Source organism: Brevundimonas sp. GW821-FHT10A07 (assembly GCF_059415785.1).
The window spans coordinates 138,710-155,969 of the sequence record NZ_JBWKNX010000003.1 but is presented as its reverse complement, the minus strand read 5'-3'; the positions used below and the strand labels follow the sequence as shown (position 1 = coordinate 155,969).

General features: G+C 68.5%; 16 protein-coding genes. 5 read left to right on the top strand and 11 right to left on the bottom strand.

The annotated features are described in order from the left end of the window. Nucleotides 1-18 precede the first annotated feature (18 nt). The 8 genes from ftsA to murC form a co-directional block, all read right to left on the bottom strand. Nucleotides 19-1,311 (bottom strand): cell division protein FtsA, encoded by a 1,293-nt coding sequence (gene ftsA / locus AC07NC_RS03685; protein ID WP_494568660.1) that lies wholly within the window; start codon nt 1,309-1,311, stop codon nt 19-21. 59 nt (nt 1,312-1,370) lie between these two features. Beyond that, complete coding sequence (locus AC07NC_RS03680) at nt 1,371-2,255, bottom strand: cell division protein FtsQ/DivIB (RefSeq protein ID WP_494568624.1); 885 nt, start codon at nt 2,253-2,255, stop codon at nt 1,371-1,373. Further along, nucleotides 2,243-3,184: a D-alanine--D-alanine ligase gene (locus AC07NC_RS03675; protein ID WP_494568623.1), complete on the bottom strand. Its 942-nt coding sequence runs from the start codon at nt 3,182-3,184 to the stop codon at nt 2,243-2,245. Before AC07NC_RS03675 ends, AC07NC_RS03680 begins: the two co-directional genes overlap by 13 nt. A gap of 69 nt (nt 3,185-3,253) precedes the next feature. Continuing rightward, nucleotides 3,254-4,522 carry a hypothetical protein gene (locus tag AC07NC_RS03670; protein ID WP_494568622.1) on the bottom strand — a complete coding sequence of 423 codons (1,269 nt, stop codon included), beginning with the start codon at nt 4,520-4,522 and terminating at the stop codon, nt 3,254-3,256. A gap of 63 nt (nt 4,523-4,585) precedes the next feature. Beyond that, nucleotides 4,586-5,497 (bottom strand): UDP-N-acetylmuramate dehydrogenase, encoded by a 912-nt coding sequence (gene murB / locus AC07NC_RS03665; protein WP_494568621.1) that lies wholly within the window; start codon nt 5,495-5,497, stop codon nt 4,586-4,588. Further along, complete coding sequence (locus tag AC07NC_RS03660) at nt 5,494-5,889, bottom strand: type II toxin-antitoxin system VapC family toxin (protein ID WP_494568620.1); 396 nt, start codon at nt 5,887-5,889, stop codon at nt 5,494-5,496. The genes murB and AC07NC_RS03660 overlap by 4 nt, the downstream gene beginning before the upstream one ends. After that, nucleotides 5,889-6,134, bottom strand: a complete 246-nt coding sequence (locus AC07NC_RS03655) for a type II toxin-antitoxin system VapB family antitoxin (protein ID WP_494568619.1) — start codon at nt 6,132-6,134, stop codon at nt 5,889-5,891. The genes AC07NC_RS03660 and AC07NC_RS03655 overlap by 1 nt, the downstream gene beginning before the upstream one ends. Before the next feature lie 67 nt (nt 6,135-6,201). Continuing rightward, entirely contained in the window at nt 6,202-7,614 is a 1,413-nt protein-coding gene (gene murC, locus AC07NC_RS03650; protein WP_494568618.1) for a UDP-N-acetylmuramate--L-alanine ligase, read from the bottom strand. A 279-nt stretch (nt 7,615-7,893) separates the two neighbouring features. Here murC and AC07NC_RS03645 point away from each other — a divergent pair, with 279 nt between their 5' ends. Both AC07NC_RS03645 and AC07NC_RS03640 read left to right on the top strand, forming a co-directional pair. Then, nucleotides 7,894-9,981 (top strand): carbon starvation CstA family protein, encoded by a 2,088-nt coding sequence (locus AC07NC_RS03645; protein WP_008259890.1) that lies wholly within the window; start codon nt 7,894-7,896, stop codon nt 9,979-9,981. Next, entirely contained in the window at nt 9,974-10,237 is a 264-nt protein-coding gene (locus AC07NC_RS03640; RefSeq protein ID WP_369733635.1) for a YbdD/YjiX family protein, read from the top strand. The genes AC07NC_RS03645 and AC07NC_RS03640 overlap by 8 nt, the downstream gene beginning before the upstream one ends. A gap of 1 nt (nt 10,238) precedes the next feature. On the opposite strand, the gene AC07NC_RS03635 is transcribed toward AC07NC_RS03640, so the two are convergent. Then, entirely contained in the window at nt 10,239-11,522 is a 1,284-nt protein-coding gene (locus AC07NC_RS03635) for a S41 family peptidase (protein ID WP_494568659.1), read from the bottom strand. Nucleotides 11,523-11,563: 41 nt separating this feature from the next. Then, nucleotides 11,564-12,274 carry an SDR family NAD(P)-dependent oxidoreductase gene (locus AC07NC_RS03630; RefSeq protein ID WP_494568617.1) on the bottom strand — a complete coding sequence of 237 codons (711 nt, stop codon included), beginning with the start codon at nt 12,272-12,274 and terminating at the stop codon, nt 11,564-11,566. A gap of 41 nt (nt 12,275-12,315) precedes the next feature. Between AC07NC_RS03630 and AC07NC_RS03625 the strand changes: the two genes are divergently transcribed. The 3 genes from AC07NC_RS03625 (at nt 12,316) to carB (ending at nt 16,784) form a co-directional block, all read left to right on the top strand. After that, complete coding sequence (locus AC07NC_RS03625; RefSeq protein WP_494568616.1) at nt 12,316-13,017, top strand: HAD family hydrolase; 702 nt, start codon at nt 12,316-12,318, stop codon at nt 13,015-13,017. Between the two features lie 67 nt (nt 13,018-13,084). Further along, complete coding sequence (locus AC07NC_RS03620) at nt 13,085-13,459, top strand: ribonuclease E inhibitor RraB (protein WP_230307711.1); 375 nt, start codon at nt 13,085-13,087, stop codon at nt 13,457-13,459. 25 nt (nt 13,460-13,484) lie between these two features. Continuing rightward, nucleotides 13,485-16,784, top strand: a complete 3,300-nt coding sequence (gene carB, locus AC07NC_RS03615) for a carbamoyl-phosphate synthase large subunit (protein ID WP_494568615.1) — start codon at nt 13,485-13,487, stop codon at nt 16,782-16,784. A 42-nt stretch (nt 16,785-16,826) separates the two neighbouring features. Here the strand turns inward: carB and AC07NC_RS03610 are convergent, their stop codons facing one another. After that, nucleotides 16,827-17,219, bottom strand: coding sequence for a restriction endonuclease (locus AC07NC_RS03610; protein WP_494568614.1), 393 nt, complete (start codon nt 17,217-17,219; stop codon nt 16,827-16,829). Between the last annotated feature and the right edge of the window lie 41 nt (nt 17,220-17,260).

Here is a 17,260-nt window from a genome sequence, read left to right as displayed (position 1 = left end):
CTTGCGCGTTGGGCGGCCTTAGAGGTTGTCCCTCAGCCACCCAGCCACACGCCCCACCACATTCCCGCGATGGATTCTCGGCGCGTCCGCCGCCGTGATCTGCCGCGCCATAAGCTTCCTGGCCGACACGGCCTCGCGCGGGCCGTAGGCGGCGCGCAGCAGGACTCCGGCGGTGGCGCAGAAGGCCGGACCGGAGGCGGCGTCGGCCAAATGGGGCGCCCGTTGGGGCTTGCCCAGGCGGACCGGGCGGTCGAACACCCGCACAGCCAGTTCACGCACCCCGTTCAGTTGGCTGGCGCCGCCGGTCAGGACCAGGCCCGCGCCGGGCTCCAGACCCACGCCGGCGTTCTTCAGCCGGTCGCGCAGAAGCTCCAGCGTCTCTTCCACGCGCGGGGCGATGACGGTCTTCAGCATGGCGCGCGGGACGATGACCGGGCCGGCCGAGGCGTCCTCGCCGCGCGGCGGAGCCTCCAGCATTTCGCGGTCCTCGTTGGCGCTGGCCATGGCCGAGCCGTGCAGGGTCTTCAGCCGTTCGGCGCCCGCCTTGGACGTCGACAGGCCGCGCGCGATGTCCGAGGTGACATGGTCGCCGCCGACGTTCAGGCTTTCGATGTGCAGCAGGGACCGGCCGCCCCAGACGGCGGCGCTGGTCGAGCCGCCACCCATGTCGATGCAGACGGCGCCCAGATCCATCTCGTCCTCTTCCAGCGCAGCCAGCGACGACACGACAGGCGCGGCGGCCACGCCCTGCAGATCCAGATGCGCCAGCTCAAGGCAGAGGCTCAGGGTCGTGAAGACATTCTCGGCCATGGACACGACCAGCAGGTCGAGCCCCAGCGAACCGCCGCGCATCGAACGCGGATCATGCACGCCGCGCGCGCCGTCCACCGACCAGGCGATGGGCAGGACGTGGATCGGGCGGCGGTTGGGCAGGCGGATCTGGGCCAGGGCCATGCCGATGGCGCGCGCCAGATCGGCGTCCCCGACCGGATTGGCGCCCAGGGACACCCGGGCCTGGACCCGGTGGCTGGCCATCTGGCCGATGGCGGTGGTGACGACGACGCCGGAGACGGGGCTCTGGGCCGCACGCTCGGCGCGTTCGACGGCGTGGCCGATGGCCTGGGCGGCCTCGTCCATATTGATGATGGCGCCGCCCTTCACGCCCTTGGACTGGACATGGCTGGCGCCGGCGACGCGGATGGTGCGGTCGGCGTGACGCACGCCGTCCGGCTTCATGATGAAGCACGAGACCTTGGACTGGCCGATGTCCAGGGCGGCGATCACGGGGGCGCGGCCGGCGCGGGGGTCCATGCCCCGGCCCTGGTCATTCGCCGATCCGCGCTGCTTGCCCGACATGTCGTACTGGTCCTTTAAGCGTCGGCGACGGGTCGCACGGCGACCTCGTCCGGCGTTCTGAGATCGACCCGGGCGAAGCCCAGGTCGAGCAGGCGTTCGCGCTGATCCAGCGCGTCGAGACGGATCAGGGCCGCCTCCTGTTCGACGGCGGGCAGTTGGATCAGGCTGCCGTCTTTCAGGCGCAGGTCCCAACGGCGTTCGTCCACTCGCACCAGGGCGTCCACCCGGCTCATCAGGCGCGGGCGCTGGGCCAGCAGAGGCAGGACCTCGCCGGCGGCCAGGTCGGCGCCCTTGCCGACGACCAGGGGCAGGGTCGGATAGCGGCGCGCGTCGGCGCCCTGGATCACCTGGCCCTGGGCGTCGATGACCTTGATCTGGCCGGCGTCCTGCCAGACGGCCAGACGATCGTGTTCCTTGATCTCGACGATCAGGGTGTCGGGCAACAGGCGCACCACGCGCGCCTCGCGCACCCAGCCGACGCCCTGCACGCGTTCGCGGATGGCGTTCAGGTCCAGGCTGGTGATCGGCTGGCCGGAATACAGGCCCAGGGCCTGCTGGATCGCCGGCTCGGCCTCGGCCGAGGCGCCGGTGATATGAACCCGCTTCAGCGTCAGCCCCATGCCCGCCGTCACCCCGTCGATCCCGTGGGAAACCGACTGGCCGATCCGTTCGGCGCGGGCGCCGGTGGCCAGAACCCCGATCACCAGCAGGGCGCTGGCGCCCAGGGCGATCATGACGGTGCGGGGTGAAACATCGATACGGCCGATGGCGGCCATCTTGCCGGGGATGGCGGACGCGGGCTTGGGCGCGCCGCCGCGTGGCCGCCCGCCCTTCTTGGAGGCGACGCCACGCGAGGAACCCGAACTCTGTCGCCGACCGCCGCGAACTACCGCGGGCATGAGGCGTCCTCCACCATCCACCGAACCAGGTCTTCGTAGCTCATTCCGGTATGGGCGGCCTGCTCGGGAGCGAGCGAGGTCGGCGTCATGCCCGGCTGAGTGTTGACCTCCAACAGAACCAGATCGTCCTTAACATCATCATAACGGAAGTCGCTTCTGGACACGCCTCGGCAACCCATGGCGACGTGCGCCGCCTCCGCCTGACGCAGGGCCGCCTCGAACACGGCGGGCGGCAGGACGGCGGGCAGGACGTGGACGGAGCCTCCGGGCGCATACTTGGCCTCGTAGTCGTAGAAGCCCTTGGTCGGGGTGATGTCGGTCACGGTGAGGGCGCGCGGTCCGTCCGCATAGCCGATCACGGCGACGGCCAACTCCTTGCCGGCGATATAGGGTTCGACCATCACCTGTTCGCCATAGGCCCAGCCGGGTTCGCCCACCTCGGCGACCGGCCGATTGGCGCCCTCGCTAACCAGATAGACGCCGACGGACGAGCCTTCGGCGTTCGGCTTGACCACATAGGGGGGCTCGATCACGTGGCGCGCCGCCACCTCGTGCCGGTCGTACAGACCGCCGCCGGGCACCTTGACGCCCGCCGCCTTCAGCACGGCCTTGGACCTGTTCTTGTCCATGGCCAGGGCCGAGGCCAGAACCCCGGAATGGGTATAGGGAATCCGCAGGGTCTCCAGCACGCCCTGGACGCAGCCGTCCTCGCCCCAGGCGCCGTGCAGGCAGTTCAGCACCACGTCCGGCTTGATCAGACCCGACAGCACATTGGCCAGGTCGCGCCCCGCATCCACGCGGCTGACGCGCACGCCCTGCCGCTCCAGCGCCTGCGCGCACTGCTCGCCGGAGGTCAGCGACACCTCCCGCTCGGCGGAAAGACCGCCCATCAGGACGGCGACATGAAGGTCTTTGATTGCGCGGGTCATCGGCGGCTCCAGAGCTGTCTGGATGCCGCGCAGGTTCTTAACAGCGCGTCAACCAAACGGGCTCGGACATCATTGCGAAGCCTCGGCTGGGGATGTTTCCACCACGACGACCGGCGTCGCTTCGACCGTGACCGAAGGCGCAGGCGACGCTGGGGCGGGAGTCACGTCCAGGGCGTAGAGATAGGCGCCCTGGCACTGTTCCCGGTCGCCATAGGACCATTCGGCCGCCCTATGGCGCACTCCGGCCGTGGCGGCGGGCGCCGACGGCGCCAGCAGGTCGTCCGGCACGCGCATGTCCGGCGCCAGCCGCTCGCCCGACAGGTCAAAGGCGCCGGCGTAGACCGCCTCACCGTCCCTGACGTCGAAGCCGGTGGCGCCGAGGCAGAAGTGGGTGATGTACTGTCCGACATTCAGGGCGCTGAGCCGCCAGCGGCCGGGCGGCACGGAGAAGGTCTGGGTCACGGCGCGCGTGCGGTCGCCGCGCACCGCGCCACGGGTCGGCAAGGCGACGGCGAACAGCGCCGGCCGGCCGTCGGCCTCCCAGCCATAGACGTCGGGTCGCGGCCCCGCGCGGGTGAAGAACAGGGTGCGTCCGCCCTGCTCCGCCATTCCGGTCAACCGAACGGTCACAAGGGCGCTCCCCTCGGTCAGGGCGACATCCTCGGGCTTCAGGGCGCGCGGGGGGCGGGCGCTGCGCGGCGCCTCGGGGCCCTTCCGCGCGGCAGCGGGCTCGGTCGTGTCCGGCGCCAGGGACTGGAGGCTGAGGGACGGCTTGTCGAGGTCGCCCGAACGACCGATCACCACCGTCGTGCCGCGTGCGGCGTCATTGTCGTAGACCCGAACCACCTCGCCTGCGGGCTGATCGGCGCCGACACGGGTCGCCAGGGCGGCGCGCAGGGCCGGCTGCTCCAAGTCCGCCAGGGTCTTGCCGTCTGCCTCTTCCAGCCGCACGACGCGCCAGCCGTTGACGACCATGCAGTTTTCCAGATTGGCGGCGACGCCCCGCCGTTCCTGCATGCCGTTGACGGCGCCCTGGATGACGCCGACGATCAGGGCGCCCAACAGGCCCCCAGCCGCCGCAGCGCCCGCCGCTCCGTTGTCGTCAGGCTGGCGCATCCGCCGCGCCTCGACCACACAGGCGCGGACGGCGGCGTCGTGCTGGTCGATGTCCGCGCCCGCGCGGTTGAAATAGGCGTAACCGGCGCTGGATCGCGTGATGTCGACACGGGGCCCTTCGCTGCCGACGGCCGCGCCGACGGGCGCGCGCGTGACGAGTTGAGCCTGAGCCGGACCGGCCACGGCGGCCAAGACGCCCACGGCGGCGATTAAGCGTTTCATCTGCGGTTCTCCCCCGAGTCCCGTTCCGCTAACGCTAAGTCGCCCCGTCAATCAATCTCAGATTTACGACAGAGGCCGGCCGATCCGCTTGATCTCCCAGTCCAGCTGAACGCCGGTCTTCGCCAGGACGTCGGCGCGCACCGCCTCGCCCAGGCCTTCGATGTCGGCGGCGGTGGCCTCGCCGGGGTTGATCATGAAGTTGGAATGGAGGTCGCTGAACATGGCCCCTCCTCCGGTTTCGGCGTGCAGTCTGCCGCGCCAGCCGGCCTCGTCGACCAGTTTCCACGACGAATGGCCGGGCGGATTCTTGAAGGTCGAACCGCCGGTCTTTTCGCGGATCGGCTGGGTGGTTTCGCGGCGGCTGGTGATCTCGGTGATGCGGGCCTGGACGGCGGCGGGATCGTCCGGCGTTCCGCGATAGACGGCCTCGACCCAGATGATGTCGGCCGGCGCCTGCGAATGGCGATAGGTGTAGCCGAAGTCGGCCAGGGCGTAGTCGACCCGTTCGCCCGACCGCGTCAGGCCCCAGGCCGAGACCAGAACATCCTTGGTCTCCGATCCGTAGCAACCGGCGTTCATGGTCAGCGCCCCGCCGACCGTGCCCGGAATGCCGGCGTAGAATTCCAGCCCCGCCAGCCCCGCCTTGGCGCTCGCCTTGGCCACCATGGAGTCCAGCGCGCCGGCGCCGGCCGTGATCGTGTCGCCGTCCGTCGTCACCAGCGCCCAAGGCCGGCCCGCCAGACGGATCACCACCCCCTCGACCCCGCCGTCGCGGACGATGACGTTCGATCCGACGCCCAGCACGGTCACGGGGACGGACGGGTCCAGCGCCTTCAGGAAATCAGCCAGATCTTCGGCGTCCGCCGGAATGAACAGGGCCTCAGCCGCGCCGCCGACGCGGAACCAAGTGTAGGGGCCGAGCGGTTCGTCCCGCAGAAGCTTGCCGCGAACGGGGGGAAGGGTGATCTCGGTCATGCGGCTTCGATGTCGGTCCGGGAAAAGTCGTCGCCCTTGTACAGCAGGGGCGACCGCGCGTGGCGGGCGCAGGCATAGGCGAAACAGTCGCCGAAATTCAATGCCGCCGGGTGACGGCTCTTGCCGTATCGGACGTGGGCGCGGATCGCCTCGTGTCGCACCTCGGCGTGAATGGCGACCACCTCGATATTGAAGGTCTTCAAGAACGCCTCAACGGCGGCTTCGCTGTCGGTGATGTCCAGTTTCAGCCGACGCGCGACCGCGAGGACCGCCTCCCAGACGGCCATGGGCGACGTCGTCCGAAGAGGATAGGCTTCCAGGCGCGCATAGAGTAGCCGCGCGTCGTCCTCATCGGTCAGGATGGCCGTAAGCGCCGAAGCGTCCACGAACATCAGTCGTCCTCATAGAGGCTGTCGATCCAAGCCTTGTCCACCGGCTGGCCCTCGGCGAGGTCGCCCCGAGCTATTAGAGCGCGGGTGAAGGCAAGGCCGCGCTCGACAAAGTCGGACGGCGTCTCGACCTGCTCCAACTGACGGCGCAGCGCGCGGCGCACCGCCTCCGTCTTGCTGATCCCTGCGATGCGGCTGAGGCGTTCAGCCATCTGATCGACTTCCGGGTCCTTCACATAAAGCGCCACGACATCCTCCAGGGATATACCGTCACACCATAATATATACTTTCGAACCCCCCGGACAAGCCGAGCCTCACCCCAACGCCTCCAGCTGCGCCGGCAGGCCATAGGCCCAGCTGGTGATGTCGCCGGCGCCCAGCAGCACGACCACATCGCCCGGTTTGGCCTCTTCCTTGATCAGGCGCGGCAGGACGGCGGCGTTCTCCAGCGCCTGGACATGGCGGTGGCCATAGCGGCGGATGCCGTCGGTCAGGGCGTGCTTGTCCACCCCTTCGATCGGCTGTTCCCCGGCCGGATAGACGTCGGCGACGATCACGCTGTCTGCGTCGGAAAAGGCGGTCGAGAACTCGTTCATCAGGTCGCGCAGCCGGGTGTAGCGGTGCGGCTGGACCACGGCGATGACCCGGCCCTCAGTCACCTGGCGCGCGGCCTTCAGCACGGCGACGATCTCGACCGGATGGTGGCCATAGTCGTCGACGATGCGCACGCCGTTGACGACGCCGGTGGTGGTGAAGCGGCGCTTGACCCCGCCGAAGCCGGCCAGACCCTCGCGGATCGCCTCGTCGGACACGTCCAGCTCGCGCGCCACGGCGATGGCGGCCAGGGCGTTGGAGACATTGTGCCAGCCGGCCATCGGCAGGTGCAGGTTCTCGATCCGGTGGGTCTCGCCGTTCTGGATCACGACGTCGAAGCGGGCGCCGTCCGGCCCCATCTGGCAGTTGTCAGCCCGCACCATGGCTTGGGGATTGATCCCGTAAGTCACAAGCCGCCGGTTATCGATGGAGGCGACCAGCTTCTGCACCTCGGGGTGGTCCAGGCAGACGGCGGCGAAACCATAGAAGGGGATGTTCTCGACGAAATCGACGAAGGCCTTCCGCACGGCGTCGAAGTCGCCGTAATGGTCCAGATGTTCCGGGTCGATATTGGTCACAATGGCGACCGTCGATTTCAGTCGCAGGAAGCTGCCGTCGCTCTCGTCCGCCTCGACCACGATCCAGTCGCCGTCGCCGACCTTGGCGTTGGTGCCATAGGCGTTGATGATGCCGCCGTTGACCACCGTCGGGTCCAGACCGGCCGCATCCAGCAGGGCCGCGACCATCGAGGTCGTCGTGGTCTTGCCGTGGGTGCCGCCGACCGCGATGGAGAATTGCAGACGCATCAGTTCGGCCAGCATCTCGGCCCGGCGCACCAGGGGGATGCGACGCTCGCGCGCGGCCTTCATCTCGGGATTGTCGGCCTTGACCGCCGTCGAATAGACCACGGCCGACACGCCCTCGCTGACGTAAGCGGAATCGTGGCCGATGAAGATCCGCGCGCCCAGCTTCTCCAGCCGTTCGGTATTGGCGCTGGCCTTGGCGTCCGAGCCCTGAACCGAATAGCCGATCTTCAGCATGATCTCGGCGATGCCGCTCATGCCTATGCCGCCGATGCCGACGAAATGGACGGGACCGAGGTCGAACGGGACGGGGCGAAGGCGAGCGATCATCCGATGCGCTTAGCAAGGGATCGGGCGGAATGCACGGGGGTGTCTGCGTCCAATTCCGACGTCGGGACGTGATAGGCGTCGCGCGGGAGAACGGGCATGACGGCGAACGCGGTTCGGTCGATTTCAGACTATTCAGACTATTCAGACCCTGTTTTTCGGGCACAGGGTCGGAAACGGCCGCCGCTCGGCCGCCTACGACTTTAGTCGATTGGCCTTGCGGAAGCTTGTCGTGCAAACAGGCGTTGAGTGACCGTCAGGCGGTCAGGCAGGAGTATTTTCGTGGGCAAACTCAGCACCCCTATCATCTTCGGCGTCATCGCCATTCTGGGGGCCGTCTCCCTCGGCGTCATCGCCCTGCACCAGGGGGAGAGCATCAGCGCGGTCTGGATGGTGGTGGCGGCGGTCTGCACCTACGCCATCGCCTATCGCTTCTACAGCCGCTTCCTGGCCAACAAGGTCATGCAGTTGCAGCCCTCGCGCCCGACACCCGCCGTCCGTCGCGACGACGGCCTCGACTATGTGCCCACGCCGCGCAACGTCCTGTTCGGCCACCACTTCGCCGCCATCGCCGGCGCGGGGCCGCTGGTCGGGCCGGTGCTGGCCGCCCAGATGGGCTATCTGCCCGGCGTGCTGTGGATCCTGGTCGGCGCCGTGCTGGCCGGTGCGGTTCAGGACATGATGGTCCTGTTCATGTCCACCCGACGCGACGGCAAGTCGCTGGGCGACATGATCCGCACCGAAATGGGCAATATCCCAGGCATCATCGCCCAGGTCGGCGTCCTGATGATCATGGTCATCATCCTGGCCGTTCTGGCCCTGGTCGTGGTCAAGGCCCTGGCCGAGAGCCCGTGGGGCACCTTCACCGTCGCCGCCACCATCCCCATCGCCATCTTCATGGGCCTGTACACCCGCTATCTGCGGCCTGGTCGCGTGGGCGAGGTCTCGATCATCGGCGTGGTCCTGCTGATCCTGGCCATCATCGGCGGCGGCCATGTGGCGGCCGATCCGTTCTGGGGCCCGGCCTTCACCCTGACCGGCCCGACCCTGGCCATACTGATGATGGTCTATGGCTTCATCGCCTCGGTCATTCCGGTCTGGCTGCTGCTGGCGCCGCGCGACTATCTGTCGACCTTCCTGAAGATCGGGGCCATCGTCGCCCTGGCCATCGGCATACTGATCGTGCGGCCGCATCTGCAGATGCCGGCCGTCACCCCCTTCATCGACGGCACCGGCCCGGTCTTCGCCGGCGCCCTGTTCCCCTTCCTGTTCATCACCATCGCCTGTGGCGCCGTGTCGGGCTTCCACGCCCTGATTTCCTCGGGCACCACGCCCAAGCTGCTGGAGAACGAAAGCCAGATCCCACTGATCGGCTATGGCGCCATGCTGTGCGAAAGCTTCGTCGCCGTCATGGCCCTGATCGCCGCCACGGTCCTGGACCCGGCCGTCTATTTCGCCATGAACAGCCCGGTCGCCATCATCGGCAATGATGCGGTCTCGGCCGCCGCCGCCGTGGCCCAGTGGGGCTTCCACATCACCCCCGGCGAGCTGGAGCAACTGGCCCGCGACGTGGGCGAGCACTCGATCCTGTCGCGTGCGGGCGGCGCCCCGACCCTGGCCGTCGGCATGGCCCACATCCTGTCGGGCGTGATCGGCGGCAAGGCCATGATGGCCTTCTGGTACCACTTCGCCATCCTGTTCGAGGCCCTGTTCATCCTGACCACGGTCGACGCCGGCACCCGCGTCTGCCGCTTCATGATCCAGGACCTGCTGGGCGTGGCCGTGCCCAAGATGCGCGAAACCAAGTCCTGGGGCGCCAATGTCGTCGCCACCGCCCTTACGGTCGGCCTGTGGGGCTATTTCCTCTACACCGGCGTGGTCGATCCCCTGGGCGGCATCAACAGCCTGTGGCCCCTGTTCGGCATCGCCAACCAGATGCTGGCCGCCATCGCCCTGATCCTGGGCACGGTCGTCCTGTTCAAGATGAAGCGCGAGAAGTTCGCCTGGGTCATGGTCGTCCCGGCGACCTGGCTGCTGATCTGCACCCTGACGGCGGGCCTGCAGAAGCTGTTTCATCCCGAGGTCCGCATCGGCTTCCTGGCCCACGCCCGCAAGTACCAGGAGGCCCTGGGCGCCGGCGAACTGATCGCCCCGGCCAAGACCGTGGGCGACATGCACCGCATCATCGTCAACGACTACGTCAACTCGACCCTGACGGCGGCCTTCCTGTTCGTGGTCGTGACCATGGTGGTCTACGGCGTCCTGGCCTGCCTCAAGGCCTATCGCAGCAACCGGCCGACCGTGCGCGAATATCCCGAGGCGCACGAGCTGACGGCGTCCGACGACGCGGCGGATATCGCCCGTGCCTAAGTCCGGGCTCCAGTCCGGGCCGGCTCCCGCCGCCACGCCGGACGACCTGCTCTGCCTGTGCCGCGACACCGCCTTGCGGTGGGGTCGCGGCGTCAAGCGGACGGCGGGGGCCATGATCGGCCAGCCCGACTACGACGCCTATGTCCGCCACGCGGCCACGACCCATCCCGACCAGCCCCCGCTGGACAAGATCGCCTTCTTCCGCCTGCACGAACAGCGTCGCTTCGGCGGCTCGGGCGCCTTCAAGTGTTGCTGATCTAAAGGCCGGCGGGCTGGTCGGCCGACCGGACCCGGTCCGCTCCCTGCGCCTGGAGCGCGGCGATGGCCGCCTCCAGCGTCGGGTCCTCGCCCGCGCGGCGCTGGCTCACGGTGCGGGGCGCCGCGATGTCCGGGGTGACGCCGCGTTTCTCCAGCCGCACCCCGCCCGCCGTGACGAAGTTCGCCCGGCTCAGCGTCAGCTTGCCCCCGTCCGGCAGGTCCGTCTCCTGGGCGATCAGGACCGAGCCGATGGTCTTCTCGCCCACCACTATGCCCCGCCCGGCCTCCTGCAGGGCGGCGGGCGTCAGTTCGGCCGCGCTGCGGCTGCCCCGGTCCACCAGGACCGCGACCGGATTGGCCACCGGCGCGCTGCGGTCGCCGCAATCGCCTGAAGCCCGCAGGGTCACGGGCCGCCCGTTCCGTCCGGTTCGGGTCGCCCAGACCTGGTCGCGCGGCAGGAAACAGGTCAGCACCGACTCGGCCTCCCACAGCCGGCCGCCCGGATTGGCTCTCAGGTCCAGGATCACGTCCACATCCGACGGCAGACCGTCCAGCTCGCCGCCCAGCCAGCGCCCCAGCCCCGCATCGAACTGCTCCACCGTCAGCACCAGAACCCCCGGCCGGGACTTGTCGGCCGTGAACGGCTGCGGCCCGTCCATCAGCTGCGGGGTCAGGATGGTGTCGCGGCGCATCCCGGTCTCGTCCGTCAGAACCAGATGGACCGGCGTCCCCTCCTGCACCTCCACGTCCGGTCCCCACGGCCGACCATCGACGCTGTCCAGGGTCCAGCCCAGCTGCACCCCCGCCGCCTGGGCCGGAGAACCGTCGCGCACCCGTTCCACCGTCCACAGGTCGGGATCCTCGCCCCGCATCAGGGTCATGCCCATGACGGCCCGGCGCGCATACTGGGCGTCCTGGCGGCGCACGGCGGCCGGCGGGCTGGCGCCCGCATGGCCGTCGTCCAGCAGGTCCAGCATCGTATTGACGACCCGGTACAGCGCCCGGTCGTCGGCGGCCGCCAGGGCCTGGGGCCGGAACCGATCGCGCGCCGCGCCCCAGTCCACCCCATGCAGATCAGGATCGTAATAGCCGCGCCGCACCTCGCTCCAGACCGTGTCGAACACCCGCTGGTTCATCCGCGCCCGCTCGCGGCTGGGCGCGGCCACGACCGCCGCCGCCGGGGTCTCGGCGTAGGCCAGGGCCGCCGGCCCGCCGCAAAGCGGCAAGCTGAGCAACAAGAGGCTGAAAAGCCGGGCGGAACCTTTGACGGACATGCCGGCCATGTGACGCAAGACCGGTCCCGTCCTCAAGTCACGAATATGCGTTATTCGGGAATACGCGCCCCGTCCCAGGCGAACACCCCGCCGCTGTCGGCCGGCGTCAGCGCCGCCATGACCGCCAGCAGCCGTTCGGCGGAATAGTCGGGCGTGAACAGCCGCCCCTCCGCCACCCCCTTCTGGAACGGCGCGCTCAGGCCCGTATCCACCGTGCCGGGGTGCAGGCCCGCGATCACGGCCAGCGGATGACTGCGCGCCATCTCGATCACCAGATTGCGCAGGATCATGTTCAGCGCCGCCTTGGACGCCCGATAGCTGTGCCATCCGCCCAACCGGTTGTCGCCGATCGACCCCACCCGCGCCGACAGGGCCGCGAACACCGCCCGTCGGTCGCGCGGCGTCAGCGGCAGCAGGTGTTTCGCCGCCAGCGCCGGCCCCACGGCGTTGACGCGATAGTCCCTGAGCATGTGATCCACCTCGAGCTGCCGCAGGCTCCGTTCGGGCTGGAACCCGTCATGCAGCACGCCCGTCGCCAGCACGATCAGCGTCGGCGCCGCGCCCTGGCCGATTCGCCGCGCCGCCTCCGCCAGACTGGCCTCGTCCTCCAGATCGGCCGCCAGGGCCTGTGCGCCCGCGACCTCTTCCCCGGTTCGCGATATCGCCCAGACGGTCTGGTGCTTGCCCTCCACGATCAGGCGATCGACCAGGGCCCGGCCGAGGCCGCCCGTCGCCCCGATCACCACCGCCGATCCGTTCATCCCGTCTCCCCTCGCGTTTCGTCCCATGATAGGGGCGCGGCATGAGCATCACCACGGTCGGCCTCGATGCCGATGACACCCTCTGGCACAACGAGACGATCTTCCGCCTGACCCATGCGCGGTTCGTCGACCTGCTGGACGATCACGGCGACGCCGCGACCATCGAGGCGCGCCTGGCCGAAACCGAGCAACGCAACCTGCGCCTCTATGGCTATGGCGTGAAGGGCTTTACCCTGTCGATGATCGAAACAGCCATGGAGCTGTGCGAAGGCGGCGCCCCGCCCGAGGTCGTGCGCGAAATCCTGGCCGCGGGCCGTGAAATGCTGGCCCATCCGGTCGAGACCCTGCCCGGCGTGGACGAGGTGGTCTCCGAACTGGCCGAACACTACCGCCTGGTCCTGATCACCAAGGGCGACCTGCTGGACCAGGAACGCAAGCTGGCCGCCTCGGGCCTCGGCGACCGGTTCGCGGCGGTCGAGATCGTCTCGGAAAAGGACCGCTCCACCTACGACCGCATCTTCGCCCGCCACGGCACCGGCGCGGCCGAGGCCGTCATGGCCGGCAATTCGATGAAGTCCGACGTCCTGCCCGCCATCGCCGCCGGCGCCTTCGGCGTCCACATCCCCTATCACGTCACCTGGGCCCACGAACTGGCCGACGCCCCGGTGAACGAGCCGCGCTATGTCTCGCTCGCCCGGATCGACGAACTGCCGGACTGGATCGCGGCGATCGGCAATGGATAAGCTCTTGCCCCCCCGCCCCTCCCTCTCTAAACGGGCCGCTTAACCGACAACCCGACGCGAGCTCCGCATGGCGACGCCCTGCGGCGGCTACGCGCGCGCAAACTACGAAGGAAGACGTCGCCCCTTGGACGCCTCGGACATCAGTCATGACGAACGCGACGCCATGGTGCGCGCGGCGCTGGCCGAACAGGGCGACAGCGGCGTGACTCCGCGCCACACGCTGTTCTTCTTCCTCGGCGACGAAGACGCCCATGGCGATCTGTGCGAGGTGGCGCGGCGCGCCGGCTTCATCGCGCGCGGCGACGGCGACATGACGATTCTCGAGACCACCATGGCCGTCGACGCGGAGAGTTTCGCTCCCGTCTCGTCCATGATGCAGACCTGGGCCGCGGCCTTCCAGCTGGAGTACGACGGCTGGGAATGCGCGGTCGTGACCCATTAGCGTTCAATAAGAAGAAGAGCTGGCGATGCCCAAGCGCACAGACATAAAATCCATCCTCATCATCGGCGCCGGCCCGATCGTCATCGGTCAGGCGTGCGAGTTCGACTATTCCGGCGTCCAGGCGTGCAAGGCGCTGAAGGCCGAGGGGTACCGGGTCATCCTGGTCAACTCGAACCCCGCCACCATCATGACGGACCCCGAGGTGGCCGACGCTACCTATATCGAGCCGATCACGCCCGAGATGGTCGAGAAGATCATCGCCAAGGAACGTCCCGACGCGCTTCTGCCGACCATGGGCGGTCAGACGGCGCTGAACACCGCCCTGGCCCTGGACGCCTCGGGCGCGCTGAAGAAGTACGGCGTCGAGATGATCGGCGCGAAGGCCGAGGTCATCGACAAGGCCGAGGATCGCCAGAAATTCCGCGACGCCATGGACAAGTTGGGCCTGGAAAGCCCCCGCTCCAAGGCCGCCCACTCGATGGAAGAGGCGCTGGAGGGTCTGGAGTACGTCGGCCTGCCCGCCGTGATCCGTCCGTCCTTCACCCTGGCCGGCACCGGCGGCGGCATCGCCTTCAACCGCGAAGAGTTCGAGGAGATCGTCCTCCGCGGCCTCGACCTGTCGCCGACGACCGAGGTGCTGATCGAGGAATCGGTGCTGGGCTGGAAAGAATACGAGATGGAGGTCGTCCGCGACACGGCGGACAACTGCATCATCATCTGCTCGATCGAGAACATCGACCCGATGGGCGTCCACACGGGCGACTCCATCACCGTCGCCCCTGCGCTTACGCTGACCGACAAGGAATATCAGCGGATGCGGACCGGCTCGATCAACGTCCTGCGCGAGATCGGCGTCGAGACCGGCGGATCGAACGTCCAGTGGGCCATCAATCCGGCTGACGGCCGGATGGTGGTGATCGAGATGAATCCGCGCGTGTCGCGTTCGTCCGCCCTGGCGTCCAAGGCCACCGGCTTCCCCATCGCCAAGGTCGCCGCGCGTCTGGCCGTCGGCTACACTCTGGACGAACTGCAGAACGACATCACCCAGGTCACGCCGGCCTCGTTCGAGCCGAGCATCGACTATGTCGTCACCAAGATCCCGCGCTTCGCCTTCGAGAAATACCCCGGTTCGGAGCCCCTGCTGGGCACCTCGATGAAGTCGGTGGGCGAGGTCATGGCCATCGGCCGCACCTTCCAGGAATCGATGCAGAAAGCCCTTCGCGGGCTTGAGACCGGCCTGTCCGGCTTCGACGAGATCGAGATCGAAGGCGTCGCTGACGTCGAGGACGCCGGCGCCGCCCGCGCCGCCGTGGTCCGCGCCCTGGGCATTCCGACGCCCGACCGCATCCGCGTCATCGCCCAGGCCTTCCGTCACGGCCTGACGGTGGAAGAGGTCAACGCCGCCTGTTCCTACGAGCCCTGGTTCCTGCGCCAGATCGCCGACATCGTGCGCGAGGAAGGCCATGTCCGGGTCAAGGGCCTGCCGACCGACCCGACCGAGTTCCGCCGCCTGAAGGCCAAGGGCTTCTCCGACGCCCGTCTGGCCCATCTTGTCGGGTCCACGGAAAAGGCCGTGCGCCTGGCCCGTCGCGGCCTGAACGTCCGCCCCGTCTTCAAACGGATCGACACCTGCGCCGCCGAGTTCGCCAGCGCCACCGCCTATATGTATTCGACCTATGAGACCGGCGCCCTGGGCCAGATCCCCGAGTGCGAGTCCCAGCCGTCGGACAAGAAGAAGGCCATCATCCTGGGCGGCGGTCCGAACCGGATCGGCCAGGGGATCGAGTTCGACTACTGCTGCTGCCATGCGGCCTTCGCCTTCGACGACATCGGCGTCGAGTCGATCATGGTCAACTGCAACCCCGAGACCGTCTCGACCGACTACGACACCTCCGACCGCCTGTATTTCGAGCCCCTGACGGCCGAGGACGTGCTGGAGCTGATCGAGGTCGAGCGTTCGAACGGCGACCTCATCGGCTGCGTCGTCCAGTTCGGCGGCCAGACCCCGCTGAAGCTGGCCCACGCCCTGCAAGAGGACAATATCCCCGTCCTGGGCACCAGCGTCGACTCCATCGACCTGGCCGAGGACCGCGAGCGCTTCCAGCAGATGCTGGAGGCCATCGGCCTGAAGCAGCCGCCCAACGGCCTGGCCCGCAGCGCCGAAGAGGCCGCGCAGAAGGCCGAAGAGGTCGGCTATCCCGTCGTGCTGCGTCCCTCCTACGTCCTGGGCGGCCGCGGCATGATGATCGTCCACGACCGCGAGCAGCTGGACCGCTACGTCCACGAGGCCATGCGCGTCTCGGGCTCCGACCCCGTCCTGATCGACCACTATCTGAACCGCGCCACCGAGGTGGACGTCGACGCCCTGTGCGACGACGAGACGGTCTTCGTCGCCGGCGTACTGGAACATATCGAGGAAGCCGGCGTCCACTCGGGCGACAGCGCCTGCTCCATGCCGCCCTGGTCCCTGTCGGCCGAGACGGTGGCCGAGCTGAAGCGCCAGACCACCGAAATGGCCAAGGCCCTGAAGGTGCGCGGCCTGATGAACGTCCAGTTCGCGATTGAAGAGCCGCACAGCGAGAACCCGCGCATCTTCGTGCTGGAGGTGAACCCGCGCGCGTCCCGCACGGCGCCCTTCGTGGCCAAGACCATCGGCCAGCCGATCGCCGCCATCGCCGCCAAGGTCATGGCCGGGGTGCCGCTGAAATCCTTCGGCCTGACCGACAAGCCCTACGACCATATCGCGGTCAAGGAAGCCGTCTTCCCCTTCGCCCGCTTCGCCGGGGTCGACACCATCCTGGGCCCGGAAATGCGCTCGACCGGCGAGGTCATGGGCCTGGACTGGAAGCGTGAGGGCGAGGCCGACATGGCCCCCGCCTTCGCCCGCGCCTTCGCCAAGTCCCAGATCGGCGGCGGCACCACCCTGCCCACCGCCGGCTGCGCCTTCGTCTCGGTCAAGGAAGACGACAAGCCCTTCATCATCGATGCGGTGAAGACCCTGCTGTCCGAAGGCTTCTCCATCATCGCCACCGGCGGCACCCGCGACTATCTGGCGACCCAGGGCATCGAGGTCGGCCTGGTCAAGAAGGTGCTGGAAGGTCGCCCCCACATCGTCGACGCCATGAAGAACGGCGAGGTCCACCTGGTCTTCAACACCACCTCGGGCAAACAGTCGCTGCAGGACAGCTTCAGCCTGCGCCGCACCGCCCTGATGATGAAGATCCCCTACTACACCACCACCGCAGGGGCCTTGGCGGCGGCCCAGGCCATCGGCGCCATCAAGGCCGGCGACCTGGATGTGCGGCCGATCCAGGACTACGCCTGATCACGAACGGGAGGGGCGTGCAGACGCCCCTCCGGCTGCGGTTTAGAAGGCGGCGAAGGCCGTCTCGTCCACGGTGACCTGTTCGACCATTTCCACGGTCACGCCCAGGCGCCTGTCCTTCAGCAAATCACAGAGCGCGTCTCCGTCCACCAGGTCGATGGCGGGGGCGCCGTCGCGCGTGGCCTCGCGCCGCGCATCGGCGGTGAAGGTGCCGGTGGTGATGATCAGCCCCTTGTTGGTGCGCCCGACCATGGCGCCGCGAAAGTCGCGCACGGCCCCGGCGCCGACCGAGCCGGAGTAGCGCTTGCACTGAAACAGGACGTGGAAGGACAGCAGATTGACCCGCAGCACGCCCGTCCCGTCGATCCCGCCGTCGCCGGACTTGCCCGTCACCTCCACCTTGATGAAGCCGAACTCGCGCAACAGACGCTGCATGTGTGACGGCCCGCACCTCATCCGACAGCCCCATGTGGGTC